The organism is Prevotella sp. khp1, from assembly GCF_900102205.1.
Taxonomy (GTDB): domain Bacteria; phylum Bacteroidota; class Bacteroidia; order Bacteroidales; family Bacteroidaceae; genus Prevotella; species Prevotella ruminicola.
Map to the genome: position 1 here is coordinate 1,077,009 of NZ_FNJZ01000001.1, position 18,011 is coordinate 1,095,019.

The 18,011-nt window shown below is 51.9% G+C and carries 10 protein-coding genes; 2 read left to right on the plus strand and 8 right to left on the minus strand.

What is annotated here, in order from left to right; all coding sequences use genetic code 11:
• Nucleotides 1-38: 38 nt before the first annotated feature.
• Complete coding sequence (locus BLR73_RS04645) at nucleotides 39-965, minus strand: LysR family transcriptional regulator (RefSeq protein WP_091859439.1); 927 nt, start codon at nucleotides 963-965, stop codon at nucleotides 39-41.
• A 129-nt stretch (nucleotides 966-1,094) separates the two neighbouring features.
• Between BLR73_RS04645 and BLR73_RS04650 the strand changes: the two genes are divergently transcribed.
• Nucleotides 1,095-1,790 carry a 4Fe-4S binding protein gene (locus tag BLR73_RS04650; RefSeq protein ID WP_091859442.1) on the plus strand — a complete coding sequence of 232 codons (696 nt, stop codon included), beginning with the start codon at nucleotides 1,095-1,097 and terminating at the stop codon, nucleotides 1,788-1,790.
• A gap of 57 nt (nucleotides 1,791-1,847) precedes the next feature.
• Here BLR73_RS04650 and BLR73_RS04655 read toward each other — a convergent pair whose 3' ends face one another.
• Nucleotides 1,848-4,205: a beta-galactosidase gene (locus BLR73_RS04655; protein ID WP_091860126.1), complete on the minus strand. Its 2,358-nt coding sequence runs from the start codon at nucleotides 4,203-4,205 to the stop codon at nucleotides 1,848-1,850.
• Between the two features lie 129 nt (nucleotides 4,206-4,334).
• Between BLR73_RS04655 and BLR73_RS04660 the strand changes: the two genes are divergently transcribed.
• Complete coding sequence (locus BLR73_RS04660) at nucleotides 4,335-5,204, plus strand: AraC family transcriptional regulator (protein ID WP_091859445.1); 870 nt, start codon at nucleotides 4,335-4,337, stop codon at nucleotides 5,202-5,204.
• Here BLR73_RS04660 and BLR73_RS04665 read toward each other — a convergent pair.
• The 6 genes from BLR73_RS04665 to BLR73_RS04690 all read right to left on the minus strand — a co-directional run bounded on the left by BLR73_RS04665 (nucleotide 5,195) and on the right by BLR73_RS04690 (nucleotide 18,002).
• A complete protein-coding gene (locus BLR73_RS04665) occupies nucleotides 5,195-7,882 on the minus strand; it encodes a glycoside hydrolase family 2 protein (RefSeq protein WP_091859448.1) in 2,688 nt (895 codons plus the stop codon). The two genes, BLR73_RS04660 and BLR73_RS04665, sit on opposite strands and share 10 nt — an antisense overlap.
• Nucleotides 7,883-7,888: 6 nt before the next feature.
• On the minus strand, nucleotides 7,889-11,188 hold the full coding sequence (locus tag BLR73_RS04670; RefSeq protein ID WP_091859451.1) for a DUF5107 domain-containing protein: 3,300 nt from the start codon (nucleotides 11,186-11,188) through the stop codon (nucleotides 7,889-7,891).
• 29 nt (nucleotides 11,189-11,217) lie between these two features.
• Entirely contained in the window at nucleotides 11,218-12,513 is a 1,296-nt protein-coding gene (locus BLR73_RS04675; RefSeq protein WP_091859453.1) for an MFS transporter, read from the minus strand.
• Between the two features lie 171 nt (nucleotides 12,514-12,684).
• Complete coding sequence (locus tag BLR73_RS04680) at nucleotides 12,685-14,205, minus strand: glycoside hydrolase family 30 protein (RefSeq protein ID WP_091859456.1); 1,521 nt, start codon at nucleotides 14,203-14,205, stop codon at nucleotides 12,685-12,687.
• Nucleotides 14,202-16,406, minus strand: a complete 2,205-nt coding sequence (locus tag BLR73_RS04685) for a glycoside hydrolase (protein WP_091859459.1) — start codon at nucleotides 16,404-16,406, stop codon at nucleotides 14,202-14,204. Before BLR73_RS04685 ends, BLR73_RS04680 begins: the two co-directional genes overlap by 4 nt.
• Before the next feature lie 6 nt (nucleotides 16,407-16,412).
• On the minus strand, nucleotides 16,413-18,002 hold the full coding sequence (locus BLR73_RS04690; RefSeq protein WP_091859462.1) for a RagB/SusD family nutrient uptake outer membrane protein: 1,590 nt from the start codon (nucleotides 18,000-18,002) through the stop codon (nucleotides 16,413-16,415).
• Nucleotides 18,003-18,011 lie beyond the last annotated feature (9 nt).

The window sequence follows — 18,011 nt, forward strand, 5'->3', positions numbered from 1 at the left end:
AATATTTTTATTTCCGAACGAAAGTACACTCTTATCTACTACAATCTGATTCCGTACTTAGCTATCCGCTCCTCCATCATTCCTTCGGGCATGAATCGGAGGAGCGTTTTTGTGATGGTATTCAGCATGGCCTGGCGGATGTAGTCCTCGCGGATGTAGAGCGATACACGGCGCTGCGACAGATAATCGCCCTCGATGCGGCGCACATTCTCGCGTTGCGCATCAGAAAGGAACGGCAGGTGCATCTCTGGGATAATGGTAAAACCGCCATTCTCGTCAACAATGCGTATCAGGGTATCGATACTGCCAGCCTCGTACACCCTGCGGCCCTTGGTGCGCGCCTTGCAAAAGCTGAAAGCACTATCGCGCAGGCACTGGGCATCGCGCATAATCCACATTTTTTCGTGTTCCAGATTCTCGGGACGGAACACGGGCAGCTTGCGCCAACAGTCGGCCGAGAGATACACCATAAACCGCTCGGTATAAAGCGGAATCTCGAGTATGCCCTGCTGGGCGTGGCCACCGGTGGCGATAGCACCATCGATATGTCCCTGCTGCAATTCGGCCAGAATGGCATCGCCCTTAAGCTCGATGATGGAAAGTCGCACCTGCGGATAATCCTCGGTATAAAAACGGATAAACTTGGGCAGGATATAAGGCGCGATGCTGGACACAACGCACAGGCGCAGATCACCAGCCACGTCGCCCTTGTCTTCGCTCACCAGCTCGTTGATACGCTCGGCTTCGGCGATAGTACGCTCGGCCTGACGGATAATTTTCTCGCCGGCAATCGTGGGCGTAACACTCTTGTTGCTACGCTCAAAAATGCGCACGTCGAGTTCGTCTTCCAACTTTACCAACATGGCACTCAGGGTGGGTTGCGAAATGCCTAAGGCGTCGGCAGCCTTGGCAAAACTGCGGTAGCGATCGATGGCTACAATGTACTTAAGTTGCTGTAATGTCATACGTTCCTGATATTTATAATAGACTACATCGATGCAAAGATAGATAAAATAATTCGTATATCTATCAAAATATGCGTAATTTTGCACCGTGAAAACAAAAAAAGGTAAAAAAGTAAAAAGGTAAAAAGTATGGCAAAACAATTTCATCGACATTTTGCAACACCCGGAAAGCCACTCTACTGGATTATCATCGCCTACATCCTGCTGGGATGGTTTTTCCCAGTGATTGGTCTGGTGGCAATCATCTGCATGATTGGTCCGGTGCTGTTCAGTATCTGGAAAGGTAGATGGTGGTGCGGCAATGTTTGTCCGCGCGGCAATCTGTACAGCCGACTGCTGTCGAAGTATTCGCCCCACCGCGAGATACCTAAGTTTGTGCGCACCTTCGGGTTCCGATTGTTTATGGTGTTCTTTATCTTCACCATGTTTGGCATACAGCTGAGCTTTGTGCCCTGGAGCGAGGGCGGACTGCCCATGTGGGCTGGCATCGGTAAGGTGTTCTGGACCATCATTGTGGTAACCACCATCGTGGGTGTGGCGCTGGCATTCATCTATGCCCCACGCACCTGGTGTACATTCTGCCCCATGGGAACCATCTCGAACTGGGTATCGCCCAAGCACGCACCACTGCCCAAGGCATTTACTAATGTACACGTATCGAGTGTCTGCCAGATGAAGTGTAAGAGCTGTGCCCGCGTATGCCCCATGCAGCTCACCCCGTACGACTCACGCGGTCAGGAATCGGGCTATCTGGATGCCGACTGCATCAAGTGCGGCAAGTGCACCCTGGCCTGCCCCACGAAGATTATGAGCATGAAACATTAAAGATTAAACATTAAAGATTAAACATTAATACCAACACAATTATTTATATATAGCCCACTAAAACTTGATATCGAACTTATATTCGGGGATTATTTCTACGTTCTGGATATCTACCACAGGGCCGTGTTCGAAATTGGGCACGGCCTTTTTGGGCAGATCGCCTAAGAAGGGAGCGTTGGCACGCAGCGGACGGAAATAAAACGTCAATGGATCGGTCTTAAGATCATCGGCATAGCGTTTCAAGCCAATCGTCCAGGGCTCGCCATGATAGAACTCATCCTGCACCAGCTGGCCCTTCATAAAGGCCATAGCCACATCGCCCACATAGTGGATGCGGAGGAAATACTCTGAAGCCTCTCCCCCCGCCCCTCTCCAAGTAGAGAGGGGAGATTTTACTGATACCGACATGCGGCGGGGACCTGCTTTTGTTACCTCGAACTGGGGCGTAACAGGTGCTACGCTAGCTGTCTGAGCCTTAAAGCCCTGCTTGCTGGGATAAACCACATAGCTTACCTGATGGTTACCAAGGCTTAGCAGCGTGGCGCCATTGGCTGCAGGCAGCACGGTGGCATCGGTAATTAGCAGTTTGCCGTTTACCTTGAGTGCGTTCAGCGCCTGCTGGCGGGTAAGCGTGGTTACCTTGATGGTGCGACCAGAAGCCGTTTTTAAGGCAAAAGTACTCTTAAAACCTGCAACAGGCTTAAAGAAATGCTTCCCCTTTACGGTGGTGGCATCAAACAGATATTCGGTAGCCATACCATCGGGCGCAAAGAAAAAATAATGCTCGGCATCACCATCCTTCAGCTTTGTAAGCAGCTGTGCGGTGGCGTATTTCAGCAACGCACCATCCATATCGAGATTGAAAGGCAGGATAACACTCTGATCCTTGCCAAGCGTAAAACCTCCCTGAGCGGGAATGTTTAATGTTTCATGTTTCATGTTTAATCTAACCTGCAGGTTAGTCTGATCGTGGCGCAGGGTGTCGTGGTCCTGAAAGTTAACCATAAACAGGAATCCGCTGCCATCCTTGATACGGGCAGCATAGCGCAGATGGTCGCGGTTGTCGGGTGTCATCTGCTGCCAATCGGCAGGCAGAACGGGCTCCATAGGCGCCAAAACATCGCCGAAATCGGCCAGGAAAGTGTGCAGCAGTCGCAAGTTACGATACATCTTACCCTCGAGTCCGAACTCACCGATAGGAGCCTGAAAATCGTAGCTAATCTTGGGCATACCCATGGGCTCATCGTTAAACGAACCCACCCCACCAATCTGCTTGGGCGTGCTGCCACCATGATACATGTAATAGCCAATGCCGTTGCTACCGCTACCCAAGGTGCGCACCATCAAGCCCTCGGCTGCCTGAGCCGTTACTATCGGACGGGCGCCATAAATCATCTGGATACCAGCACCCATCTCGGCACAGAACGAGGGGTAATCGGCAGGGTTATAACGTGTAGGCGCATAATCGGCCTCCTTGGTTAAATCCTTAAACATCAGGAATTTCGACATATGAGGCTTAGCCCAGAAGGGATAGGTATAGGCCGCTGTAACGGGGATGGCCTCGCCCTCGATAACAGCCGCATTACCCCACCCTGTGGCGGTGTAGAAAGGCACATCGATACCAGCCTCAACAGCCATCTTTTTAAGCAGCTGCATGTGCAGCGTACCCATCTCGGCACCAGTAGCCTTACGCGCCTGGTTGCCCACACCAATCATGGCCTCGCCGGCATTGTAGCTGGCAGCCGTGTTATCCTTGGGTTCGCCGGCATAGGTAATGGCCCAAGGGGCAGCCGAATGCTGCATCTCGTTCTCAACCTGACAGCCGATAATCGGGCCACCATCCTTGTAATACAGGCCTTGCAACTGCTTGCCAATCTCGGTATAGAGTCGCTTAACGATTTTCAGGTATTCGGGATCGTTACTACGCACCTCAAGAGGTTTGGCAAACAGCCAATCGGGGAAACCGCCACTACGAATCTCGCCATGGCAGAACGGACCGATACGCACAATCACAGCCATATTGTGCTTTTTACAAAGCTCGATAAAGCGGCGCAGGTTACGCTGACCGTCCCAACGGAACTGGCCCTCAACCTCCTCGTGCAGGCTCCAGAACACATAGGTAGGGATAACAGTTACACCACCCGCCTTCATCTTCAAGATCTCCTCCTCCCACTGCTCGGCCGGGTAGCGACTGTAGTGGAACTCGCCCATCACTGGGATAACAGGCTTGCCTGCCATCGACATATAGAAATTATTTACATCGATACGCTCGCCCTGCGGGTTTACGCCACCCATGCGCAGGTGGTTGCTACGTATAAGCTTAGGCTGTGCTGGCTCGGTAAGCTGGTACACCTGCTGTGCCTGAACCGAAGTTCCGACGGCCAACGCAGCTATCATGAAAAATTGTTTCATCATATTCATTATTATTTTGGATGCAAAATTACTACATTAAAATCTTATTCACATGGACAAAAGCATCATATATTATGGACTTTTTTGCGATATTACTTGCGTAACTCGCGGCTTTTGCGTATTTTTGCGGCGATGATTAAGAAGAAAGACGGTTTCCAGGGCGAACAGATGGTGGTGCTGCCACCGGTGTTGATCGAGATGGAAGAGCACGATGAGCTCTGCCAGAGTTTGTATATTACCGATATCGGCTACTATCCCAAGGCCGAACACCACCAGCGCACCCGCGAAAAGGCCATTCCCCAGTATGTGCTGATATACTGTGTTGAGGGCGACGGCTGGTACCAGGTGGATGGCAAGCGCCACCAGGTAAGCAAGAACCAGTACTTTATTCTGCCAGCCCACAAACCGCACGCCTACGGCACCAAACAAAGCTGGACCATCTACTGGGTACACTTTGCAGGCACGGCAGCCCATGTGTATGCCCAAGGTGCCGCCACGCCGCAGAGCATTAACGTAGCCATCAACTCGCGCATTGGCGAACGCCTGAACATCTTCGAGGAGATATTAGGCACACTCTGCGCCGGCAAGGAGCTTGAGGATATGCGCTACGCCAGCAGTCTGCTGCACCATTTCTTAGCATCCATGCGCTATTTAGGTCAGTTCCGCCGCGCCAAAGCCGAAGCACCAACCGACATTGTTGACCAAGCCATCCACTACATGCGCGAGAATATCGAGAACCGCATGATGATGGACGATGTACTGCGCTACGTGGGCTACTCGCAGAGCCACTTCAACACGCTGTTTAAAAAGAAAACGGGTGTTAGTCCTATCACCTACTTTAACCACCTTAAAATAGAACATGCCTGCAGACTGTTACGCACTACAGACATGAAAATAAATATGATTTGCTATAAAGTAGGCATCGAGGATCCGCTCTATTTTTCGCGCCTGTTCTCAAAACTCATGGGCATGAGTCCTACCGATTACCGCAATCAGTTGTAAATCGAGTTGGCATCGGTCTTCTGGTCAACCGATTTCTCCAGAATCAGGCTGCGCACATCCTGCTCCGATAGCTGCATGGCGGGCTTGAATGCATCGCTCAGCATATACTGCACCAAGCTGTACTGCATCTGTCGCAACTCGGGCAGATGGGCATCGGTCAGCAGGTCGATGCTCGAGAATATCAGACTACCCTTACCCACCTTTGCCTCGAACACCTGCGCCAAGCGGCGATTGTTCACAAAGTTATCTACACTCTCAACGATAGGCTGTACGGGCGCGATGCTATCCAGCACCATCACGCGACTACGCTTAACCAGGTTCCACCACTGCCAGTTGCTGTGCATCTCGGTGGGGAAGTTGGCCAATGCCGGGTGCTGCGGGTTGCACAGCAAGCCCATGGTGCCAGCCTGCTTGGGGAAGTGTACCGGACTCCAGAATACAGGCAGGAACTTGCCTTCCAAGCCCTTGATGGTAGCAGTTTTTGGCGACAGCAGCACCTTCTTGCCCTTCTTCAAGGCCTTCATAGCCTCGTCCACATCGCCCGTAACTATCAACTTTCCACTTTCAACTATCCGCTCGGCTTTGCCGCTTGGCTTGTCCAAGAACTTTACCTCGGGATAAACCCAGATGCTCCAGCGATTTCGCCATGGCGTGTCTTTGATGGCTACCACCAGCTCCAGGCGCTGCGCCTTCTCTACCTTGTTTAGGGCTATCTTTATGTTCTCGCCAGTTCCCTCGGCATAGGCATTACCAGCCTCATCGTTCAGCCGCCAGCTAATGGTTTTATCGGCCATCGTTTCAAAACTGTAGTTGGCAATATCCACCTTGGCGGTAAATGTCTCGTCGGCCTTCCACACAGCCTTATCAAACTGGGCCAAAGGCACCACGGGCGCACAAGCCTCGCGGAAACGCTGCGGCTCTACCAAGCCCTTACTGTCCCAAAAGGCATCCAGCAGTCCTACCAGCGCCGTTCCCTGTCCGGGGAAATCGTGCAGATCCAGCAGTTGGAAACCACTCTGCTGTGGCGTTTTCAGCGCACGCTCTATCTCCTCCTTGTAAAGGATGGCAGCCAGCTTTCCCGATGCCTTCAGATAGTCGTCGGCACGGTTCAGCAAGCCCTTCTGCTGCAGGTCGTTGCGTATCGCCTTAAAGTTCAGCGGGTTCAGCACACCCGTGTACTTATCTATCTCCTTGATGTTTGGATACACGCTGTACTGCCCTATCTCGTGACTTACCAATGGCACCGTAATGTTTTTGGCGGCCTCACGATAGTCGCTCTTAAAGTCGGGCACACGCTCATCAAACACGCCCTGCCCGCGCACCCATCCGTTGTCAGTCCACTGGGTAATAAAAATATCATCCTCGGGCTCCTGCTTTACGCCGTGTCCTTTCTCAAAGGTAAAGGTCGATGTTACGTAAAGGTGTCGTGGGTCCTGCTGCTTCATGTAATGCGTCAGTTGGTTCAGGAAGTCGAAGTCAGGCTGCAGCTCGTTACCACAGCTGATGATGCACAGCGATGGATGGTTACCGTAGTTGCGGACGATGTTGTCGAACTCCTGATACAGGAACTTGGCGGTTACTGTATCCTTGTTCACCGTGAGCGACCAGTTGGGCAGCTCCACCTGACAGTAGAATCCCATCTTATCGGCCACACGAAAAGCAGCCTCGGGCGGGCACCACGAGTGGAAACGCAGGTGGTTCAGGCCATACTCGCGGGCGGTGGTAAACACCTTCATCCAGCCGCGTTCGTCCGTTGGTGGTGTGCCTGTTAGCGGGAAGATGCAGCACTCTAATGTGCCCCTTAGGAAGGTTGGATGACCATTGATGAGCAGGCGATTGCCCTCAGCCTTAAAGCTGCGCATACCAAAGCTAACGGTTTTGGTTTGTCCGCCCGCCATCACACTCAGGGTGTAGAGATGCGGATTAAACTCGCTCCACAGCTGTGCATCCGCCATTGGCAGCACATACTCGCCAGCAGCCACCTTGGTAGGTTTCACCGCCCGTCCATCCAGCATAAACAGCGGTTCCTTCTTAGCATCCAGCAACGCCAATTTGATACGCGCCTGCTGTTTGTCCACCTCAGGATACACCTGCACATTGCTGATGGCAGGTGCCACGCTCAGCTCCATACGTCCCAACACACCGTTCCACATAATCTGCGTGTCGTTGGTGTACGAATGAGCCAGATTATCAACCGATATATCGTGTAGTTTGTTATTGTCGATCGTTAGTGTCAGCGTGTGCTTGCCCGCAGCCAGACCATCCTTCATATCAAAGAGGTGTGGCGACGTCAAGCTCTCCTGCATCTGACCCAAGTCCACGCCATCTATCATCATCCTACTGCGCCACATCACACGCTCCAGCAGCAGCTGTAGAGGTTTGCCAGCCATCGCATGAGGTATGGTGATATCGCGCTGATAGGTAGCCGTGCCGATGTACGAGTGGTTACGTGTCAGTCGCGACAGCTGCGGCTTTTGTAGCGCAGGCTGCAGCGTATTAGGCGTACCAATGCCAGCCCCATCAAGCGTGCCAGGCAGGGCAATAGGCTGCACCTTACCGGTGCCAAGCCTAACCTGCCACTGGCCACTCAAGTTCATGGTTTGCTGTGCCGACGCCGTCAGCATCATCAAACACGACAGAAAACATACTATACCTTTTATACCAATACCTTTAATCATATCACGTTAGTTGTTTTCGGCGGCCATCAGGGTGCGGAACTGGCGGGCGCCTAGGTGATTATTGTCCATTTCCTCTACCTGGCGCAGGTAGCGCTCGGCCTTTGCCTTATCGCCCATGCCGTAATAGCCCAGGGCGAGCATGTACAGGCAGTGGATGCGGTTAAGCTCGTCGAGGTCGCCCTCCCAAACCAGCAGGTCGGGCAGCGATACGGCAAAGTAGTCCATCACCACATGCTCGAAGATGTGCTGCTTGCCGTAGTTGATGAGCTTATGGAACAGCGAGCGGGCCTTATCTTCCTGACCGAGTTTGCGGTAGCACAGGGCGGCATAGAAGATTTTATCGGGCTTAGCATCGTTGTAGTACATGGCGGCAGCGGGCTCGGTTGGGCCTGCGGTACCTTCCTGGTAGCGGCCCAGGAAGTAGAGGAAGTCGTTATCCTGCGAGCCATAGAGCTTGCCCTCGCCCAAGTGATGTGGGAACACAAGGCACTCCTCCAGCAGCTGTTTGGCGCGGGCATCCTTTGGATACTTCTGCAACAGCTGCTTGGCAATCTCCAGGCGGCACATCTGGTACTGACCGCTCACCTTGCCTTCACCACCCTCCCATGGATGGAAGATGCGGTTATCAATCAACGCCTTAGCCTCTTCGTAGCGGCCCAGCATATTGAGCAGAGTGGCATGTTCGAGCACGAGGTCGTCGCGACGCTCTATCAGCTCGGCATGCTGCTCGTAGAAGGCCAAGCGCTCGGCATGCGGACGGTGCAGGCGCTTGTAAAGCTGGTCGAGCTCCATGAAGATGCGCTCATCGTTCTCATCCAGATGGAAGGCGCGCTCCATATATTCGAGTGCCTGCTCATGATTGCCCTGCTTATTGAAGCGTGCGAGAGCCAGGTTGCGCCATACGGTTGGAAAGTTAGGGTCGAGCTTGGCCGAGAGTTCCCAATTCTCGATAGCCAAATCGTACTGGCGCTTGTCGTAATACAGGCAGCCCAGATAGTAAGGTGCCTTGGGATCGTTAATTAGCTTAAAGGCCTCGAGCATACGTGCATCTTCCAATCGATTAGGGAAGCAATAATCGGGAGACGCCGTTATAGCCTTGTTGACATACTCCTTAACATCGGCCAAACTCATAACATTTGCCAGATAATAATAGGTGAGTGGCGACTCCTCTACCCCACGCTTGATGGCGGCTTGCAGCACCAGCGCAGCCTCGTTGTTCAAACCGGCCTGCATATAATCGAGGGCTGTTTCGTGGTAGTTATAGATGTTGCCGTGCATGAGTTCTACCATGCGATTGAGCGGTGCATCATCGCCTGTAAGCAGGTGCTCCTCGACCATGCACACATAGCTGAATGGATCAATGGTGTACGACTCCGTAATCCAAGCCAAAGCCTCATCTTTTCGACCTAATTTGCGCAGCACGGCAGCCTTCATGGCACGTGCCTTGTGGTTATGACTGTTGCTAATGAGGGCGCGTTCGAGTTCGTCGAGCGCATCCTCCCATTTTTCAGCAGCGATGCTGATGCAGGCGGCCTCGAAATAGCCGGCATCGGCCCAACCCTTGTTCCAGGTAGATTTCCAGAAGCAATTGTAGGCCACACCATATTGCCCCAGCAGCTTATTAACAACACCCAGATAAAACAGAGCCTCGCCATCATAGGGGTTGGGATTGCGCTTTTTCTGAACCTTTACGGCTGTTTCGAGATAGGTTCTAGCCTTATCGAAACGAGCGCGGCGCAGGTACCATAAGCCCATCTGCATGTTACAGCGGTAATCCATAGGATCGCGGCGCAGAGCCTCCTCGTAATAATCGAGTGCGCTCCATGTGGCATGTCGATACTGCTCGAGGTGCAAACCTGTAAGGTAAAGCTGATCGACAGTCTTGGTATCCTGTGGCGAGAGCGCAGCCTCGGCGGCATCGGGGATAGGACGGATTTTATCATCCTCGGCATGCCACTCTAACAATGGAAGCATGCGGGGATTCTCTGGACGATCGATGGTCAAAAACATATCGCTTAACTGCGCATCCTGGGTATCCACCGTCTCTATGAGCACCTCCTCGGGAGAGAGGGTTACTACCTGATTATAATACTCATGGCTGAATTTATCCTCGAGTACAATGCGTACCTCTTTCTTCGAAGTAGCCAGAATCTTAAAGGTGGTATGGGTGGCATCAGCCTGCTCGATATTCATCACGAAATCCTTTGAGGCCTGCTTGACGATGCCCACCTCGCGATAAGGCATGAAGTACTGCACAAACTGTTTCTCCTCGTAAGGCATCAGCCAGGTAAAGTCGGGCTGGTTCTCGGTATATACGCCTGCCATCAGCTCAATATAGGGACGGAAGCCCTCGCGATCGATATGCCACTGAGCCATCTCCTCGGGTGTAGCCTCGTCGGTGAGGTTACGGTCCCAAGCGCGACCAAAGTCGCCATTACCCCAAGTCCATTGTTTCTTGCCTGGCGAGTAGTGGTGACTGGCCACATGCAGCATGCCACCCTTGGTATCGTTCTCGTAACCACCCTCGAAGTCAAAGCGCGAGTTTACACCCATATAGCTGGTGGGTACGAAGATATTTTTATAGTTAGAGATATCGACACCAGCCGAATAGTCCATCTTATAATAGGTGCCTGTGGCGATGGGGAAGCTGCTTACGGCACGCTTTCCATGATCGAACACGGCATTGATATCTGGTGGGAACACACTCTGGTAGGCATCGTTAACCTCAACGGCTGGGTTGGCCCACCACAGGAATGTCTGCGGCAGATTGGTGCGATTGCTGACGCGACCCTGAATTTCGAGATAAGCACAACCAGGGCGCAGGGTAAAGCCTGCCATACCCTTTTGGTGGAACATGCGCTCCATCTCGTTTACCCATACGGTGATAGAGCCATCCTCGTTCTCAACAATGGTGCTATCAACGGGCATGTAGGTGGATGGACGATGGTGCTGGGGCCAGTTAAACTCGATACCACCGCTAATCCAAGGACCAGCTAAGCCTACCAATGCGGGCTTAATAACATGATTATAATACACAAAGTGGCGCTGCTTAATCTTATCGTAAGCCATCTGCACACGTCCGCCCAGTTCGGGCAGTATCATCACCTTGATATACTCGTTCTCGATATAAACGGCCTTATACTCTTTATCCACCTTCTCGTCGCTCATCGACTCGATAACGGGATAAGGATATACCACGCCACTAGAACCCTGATAAACACGTTTTTCCAGGAACATCGGGTTCTTCTCGGGCTTTCCTACTTCGTAGGTAGGAATAGTCACGATTTCTCTCCAAGCTTTTACCATATTTTAATGTTTACATTTTTACATTATCCCTACTTCACGAGTTCACTCTCCAGCTCCTCCAGACTCTTGCCTTTGGTTTCGGGGCAGTTGCGCAGCAGATAGATAAAGGCACACACGCAGATGCCGCTATAAATCCAGAACGTACCGCTACTGCCTAAAGCCGCATTCATGGATGGGAACGAGAAGGTAAGCGTGCAACAGCCCACCCAAAGGGCAAAGGTACACGTAGCCATGGCGATGCCACGCACGCGGTGTGGGAATATCTCGACCAACAGCGTCCACGTAACAGGGCCTAACGTCATGGCATACACAGAGATAGCAGCCACTACCAGGGCTACCATCAGCATGCCCGTCATACCCATAAAGTAACAGGAGCCAAGCGTAAGGTAAATCAGTCCCAGTCCGCCAGCGCCAATCAGAATGAGCGTACGGCGGCCCCACTTCTCGATGGTATAGAGTGCCACAAAGGTAAACACCACGTTGGCGATACCTGTGATGACGATATTGATAAACATACCATCCACATCGAAGCCTGCACCCACAAAAATCTCCTGAGCGTAGTTGAAAATCACGTTGGTGCCGCACCACTGCTGGAATACGGCTATAACCAAACCCAACAGCAAAACCTTGCCATATTTCTGCTGGAACAGTTCGCCCAAACCAGCCTCGCGCTTCAGCGAGCCATCAGTTTTGCCCTGCTTTAATGCCAAATACACTGGGCTCTCGGGTATGAAGAAACTCATCAGTAGGAACAGCGCTGCAGGAACGGTTTCGGCCCAGAACATCCAGCGCCAGCCCCACTCTACATTCCACGCCTGACTCTCGGCTACAGCCGTATCGCGCGCCAACAGCATGTTTACGATTTGCGCACCAAGTATACCAAGCACAATGGTCATCTGGTTCAGACTCACCATGCGACCGCGAATCTCAGCCGGACTCACCTCGGCTATATACATAGGTGCCAAGGCCGAAGCCACACCGATGCCTATACCACCCACAAAACGGGCGATATTAAATAAGGTGAAATCATTGAACAAGCCCGTGGCGATGGCCGACACCGTAAACAGTACTGCCGATGTCATCAACAGCGGTTTGCGACCGTACTTATCGGCAGCGGCACCTGCCACCATAGCGCCTACCAGACAACCAATCAAGGCAGTAGTCATAGCTACACCTTGCATCAAAGGCGAATGGCTAATGTCAAAATACAACTCATAAAAGGGTTTGGCACCGCCTATCACCACCCAGTCGTAACCAAAAAGCAGTCCGCCCATGGCCGACACGGCGCAGATGAAATACAGAAAACCTTTGTTATAGCTTTGCATATCTTTAAACGTTTTTAATTTTCACGGTGCAAAGGTAATGTATTTCCCGTACAACACACATAGAAAAAACAACGATAAAGCATGGATTATTTTACGGCATAGTAAAAAACAAAAAAAGGTCCCCCGCCATCAACCGGCGGGAGACCCCAAAATTGTTTTCAATTATATTAATTATTCAGTTATAAACGTTGTAATGCTGCGGGGAGGCAGTTGCTGGCTGCCAGCTGTTACACCCACAGGCTTTAATGTTTCGCCCGACACATCGGATGTGCGATACATGTGCCACTGGCGCGCCTGACCATCAGACAGACTGAGGTTGAAGGGCTGCAACTGGTTGCTATAGTTGATGACCACAGCCACCCACTTGCCATCGGCATTGCGATAGGCTGAGCACATCACACCGTAGGGATCGAACTCGGCCGACGACGACACCTCATAGCGCACAGCACCTGGACGGATAAAGCGGCTGTAGTTGCCCAACGCCCACATCAGGCGCGAATCTACGGCATAACCACTCTTCATCTGGTCGGAGGTATAAACACGTATCAAACCATCCTTGTAGTCCTCGCCTACCGAGCGCCACCACGACCAGCTTTCGGCATCGGCAAACACCAGGTCGTGATGAATGACACGAGCCACGTAAAGGGCGGTCTTCATCGAGAAGTCGTAGCCGCCGCCACCGCCGATCTCATCGTCGTTACCCATGATACAGAGCTCGGTTTGCCAGAACTTCAAGCCGTATTTGGCAATGGTATCGCGCAACTGCTCACGAATCTCGCGCATATAAGGCACGGGGGTGTTGGTCCAATAGCTATGGCCAACCATCAGCTTGGGCACGTTGGGCACATTTTCCAGATAAGTCTTTGTGCTGTCCTTCGAGAAGAAGGTGCGTATCTGATAGCCACGCTCCCAGTTGGTTTCGTGGGTAGCCAGCATACAGCGCAGGTCGCTCGACTCGTCAACGATAATCTGGGTGGTCAGGCCCTGCTTCTTGAAAGCCTTACCTGTTTCGCGTACCAGACGGGCTATCTCGCGGTTGGTAGCAGGCGAACCTTCCTGCTTAGGACCAAGCCAGTTCCAATGACCATCGGGCTCGTTTACAGGGCACAGATAATCAAAGTGGATACCATCGTGCTGCTCGATACCCTTGACGGCAGTAGCCATGAAGCGGGCAAAATCGTCGTAGCAATCATCCCTCAGGTTGATGTTGCCGCCACGACCGGTATTGGTGGCCAGTCCGTTCTGAGTGAAATAAACAGGCGCAGAATTAAGGAATGCCAGAAAATAAGGCACGCCACGCTTCTTGGCCATCTGCAGGAACTTGCGCTGTCCGGGCTGCTTGGTCCAATCGTAGGTGCCATCCTTGGTAAGGAAACACTCGGTACGTGTGCCTGGCTGTATCTGCGCATCATCGCCCTGCTCGGCACTACCGGCACCTAAGTTGAAGCGCCAAACCGATAGGCCAATACCCTTGGGTTTGCCCTGTGCATCGTTCTCGAGCGAAAAAAGCCAGTCGGCAATCTTCTCTTGTTCGGCCTCGTTATCCCACAAGCCGATGAACTGCATCGACCAGGCATCGGAAGCACCGAAGTGCTGGATGTGCTGACGGGGCTGACTGACCTCTATTTTAAAGTCGGCTGCCTGACAGGCTGTTACTATGGCTGTCAGACCTATTAACCATTGATATCTCATTTTACCACAAATTTCTTACCGTTCTTAATAATAATACCCTTCTGCGGATGTGACAGCTGACGACCATCAAGGGCATAGATCTTGTTGTTGCCCTTAGTAGTTTCGGTCTTGGCTGTGCTGATGCCCGAAGCGGTACCAAGTGTTGTAACAACGGTAACCACCGAGCGGGCTGGGATGTCCATATCCGACACATCGCTGAGCGAACTATCCAACTCCAGATCGCGATCCTTATCGGTAACATACGTCTTAACACTCTGTACCGACTGGCCGTCGAGCGAAAGCGCAATGTTACGACTGATACGATTCATGTTTACCAGCACCGTTACCAGCGTGTTGCCATCGGCCGACAACCACGACGAAGCCATCAAGGCATTCATCTCATCGGCACCGCTCACATCCACGCGCTTGTAGCCAGGACGGATAAAGCGGCTGTAGTTGCCCAGTACCCACAGGTTCTTATCGGCAGTAAGTGTACCACCGTTCTTGATATCGCGATAGCTCTCATCGCTGGTGTCGCCCTTGGCGTTCATACGGATAAGGTAGAAACGGTTTTTCTGGCTCCACTTTTCCTGGGCAAAGGCTGTCCAGTACGACCAGCCCGACATATTGCCGTAGTTCAGGTCGCAGTAGATCAACTTACCCATATAGAGTGCGATATCCATCTTGGTAGCGGCATCGTAGCTGGCAGGGAAACCTGCCGAAGTAGATGGCTCGGCATCGAGCATCGACCACTCTGTCTGCATCACCTCAAGTCCGTACTCGCTGGCGGCATCGCGCACAGCCTCACGAATATCCTTCAGGTCGGTATTGTTACCAAAAGTCCAGTAGCTATGACCGGCAACCACCTTGGCCAACGATGGCAAGTTGCCGATATAGTTTGAGCTGCTGCTATTGAAGAAAGCATCAATCTGATTGGCAGCACGACCGCTACCGCTATACAGGAGATCCCACGAGCTGGCCTCGGGAATAAGAATCTTTGTATTAAGATTGCGGCTGGTAACACTCTTATCCAGCTCGGTAACCAGCTGGGCAATGTTGGCATTCTCCCATGGTGAACCTTCCTGACCGTCTTTCCAGTCGAAACGGGGCTCGTTAACAGGGTCGATATAGGTCACGTTATAACCCTCGTCCACAAAGTGCTTGGTGGTGGTGGCCAGGAACTCGGCAAAGTCGTCGTAACAATCGTCATTCAGATTGCACGAGAGACTCTGGTTGTTGGTATTGGCCTTGCCGCTCTTGGTGTAATAGATGGGTGCAGAGTTTGAGAACAGCAGGAAATGATCTACACCGTAGTCCTTGGCCTGCTTCATGAACCACTGCTGACCGTCGCAAACCGACCAGTCGTAGGTGCCATCAGCCTTCATAAAGCACTCGGCACGGCGTGTCTCATCGTCGATATTGCTTGATGAGCCCTGCGAGGCAGAACCGGCACCCAGATTAACGCGCCAGCACGACAAACCGATACCCTCGGGATTGCCGTTGGCATCCATCTGCTGACTGAACAGCCAGCGTGCAGCATTCTCTTTCTGGGTGGCATCAAAATAATCGCTGATATACTCGGAGGTCCAGCAGTCGCTGGCACCAAAATCCAGCACGGTCTGATAAGTCTTGCTCAAATCAATCTTCACCTCGGCAGGGGGCAGCGCCTCGCCTGCACCCAGCGAGATATCATCGAAACAATAGGTGGCCTCGCCCCAACCCGAACGTGGATCGCTCCAGTTACAGCTCAGAACAATATAGATGGTATTCAAAGTCTTACCAACATAGTCGGCCATATCGATACTGATACGCTCCCAAGTGGCATCGGCCGACAGTTTTCCGATATACATCTGTTCAGCCTCCTCGTAGCCGTTAAAGCCTATACGCATATCCTTGGGCTGGATGGAGCGATAAACCGACATGGTGAGGATGCGGTTCTCGTCGCTGATAACCACTGGCTCATTCAGATCGAGAATCAGGAAATTCTTCTCCCAATCGGCATCGGCTATATTAACAGCACCAACACATTTTTCAGAGGTATTGATACCTGATTTTGAAGGATTATCCATGACACGGGGCTTGGTAGAAAACAGACTGCCTTTATAATCCTTATTAATACTTAACTTTCCAGTAGTGCCGTCTTCGAAGTCAGAAAGCAAAGAAGTCTGGGCATAGCTGCCCAGACTTATGATAGTTAAAAGAGTTACTAATATCTTCTTCATAAATTATTATTTGTAACCAGGATTCTGCTTGATGCTTCCATTCGACATGGTGATCTCAGAGTTTGGAATTGGGAACAGCAGGTCGCGGGTCTCGTCGAAGTTGATACCCTTGTCCGAAGCCTCGTTCTGGTTAGAAATCTCCCACTCGTCGGTGCTCTCAACCGTGTTGTAGCGAACGAATGAACCATTAGCACCCATCACGTTGCAGATAGCAGGCTTGCCGTTATCATCCTTCCAACGACGGAGGTCGAACAGGCGGTTACCCTCGAGTGCCAGCTCCAAACGACGCTCCAGACGGATGGCATCGCGCAGTGTCTTGCCAGTAGAGGTCACAGGATCGAGGTTTACACGGTCGCGAACCTGATTCAGTGCCTTCTGTGCCTCGGTATCGTTGCCAAGTGCATTCTCAACCTCGGCCTTCATCAGCAGTACATCGGCATAACGCAGAACACGATAGTTCAAGGGGATGTGAGCTGCATCGTAAGGTGATGGACGACGGTCAACAGGAATGTAAAGCTTCATATTAGCACGCGCACTCTTGTGCTTGCTTGGAGAGATAATATATGGATTATCCTCGGTCCATGTTGGATCGCCAGGAACGCTGGTCTGACCATGACGCATGATGGTGTACTTCAGACGGATATCGTCGCCGGCATCCTTGAAGGCCTTCTCCAGATTGCTGGTAGGACCACCCCACGACCAACCAGAGTCGTCGCGCGAACCTACTACAACCGAGAAACGCTCGCCCACACCATAACGGGTATCGTCGCTGGTCTGGAACTCAAACAGTCCCTCCTTGCTGTTATTATAGTCCATGCTCCATACCTTTGCAAAGTCGTCGAGCAGCTCGTACTCGCCGCTGTTGATTACAGCATCGAGCTGAGTCTTAGCCTCGTTATACTTCTCCTGATACAGATAAACCTTACCCAGCAGGCCCTGAGCAGCACCCTTGGTGGCACGACCCATATCGGCAGCAGCATACTCTGAGCGCAGTGGCAGATACTTGATAGCATCCAGCAGGTCGTTCTCGATAAAGGCATAGCTATCCTCTAACGAAGCACGCTCGATGCCCTGGATTTCGCTTGGCATCAGCAGGCCCTCGACGATAGGCATACCACCAAAGTTACGAACCAGGTCGAAGAACATAAACGCACGCAGGAACTTAGCCTCGCCAATCAGGCGGTTCTGATAGCTCTCGTCGTTGAATGTAAGTTCAGGAATCTTCTGGATAGCGATGTTACACTGCAGAATACCCTTCCAGCGGTACTGGTAGAAGTTCTGAACAGCATTACCACCCTCGACGGTATTACCGGTATAGTGCGACAGGGGCTTGTAATCGCCAGGCTCCTGAGTGGTGTTACCCATCCACTCATCGTCGGTACACATATCAACCAAGCCGTAGTGCTTGTAAATCTGCCACCAGTCGTCGCAAGCCAGATAAGCATAGCAACCAATTACCTGGTTGGCGCACTCATCCTCGGTGGCAAAGTAGTTCTCCATGTCCTGCTGTCCCAGAATAGGCTCTTCCAAGAAGCTAGAGCAACTGGTCAGCGAAAGTCCTGCGGCTAATGTCAAGCCAAATATTATTTTTTTCATAACTGTATT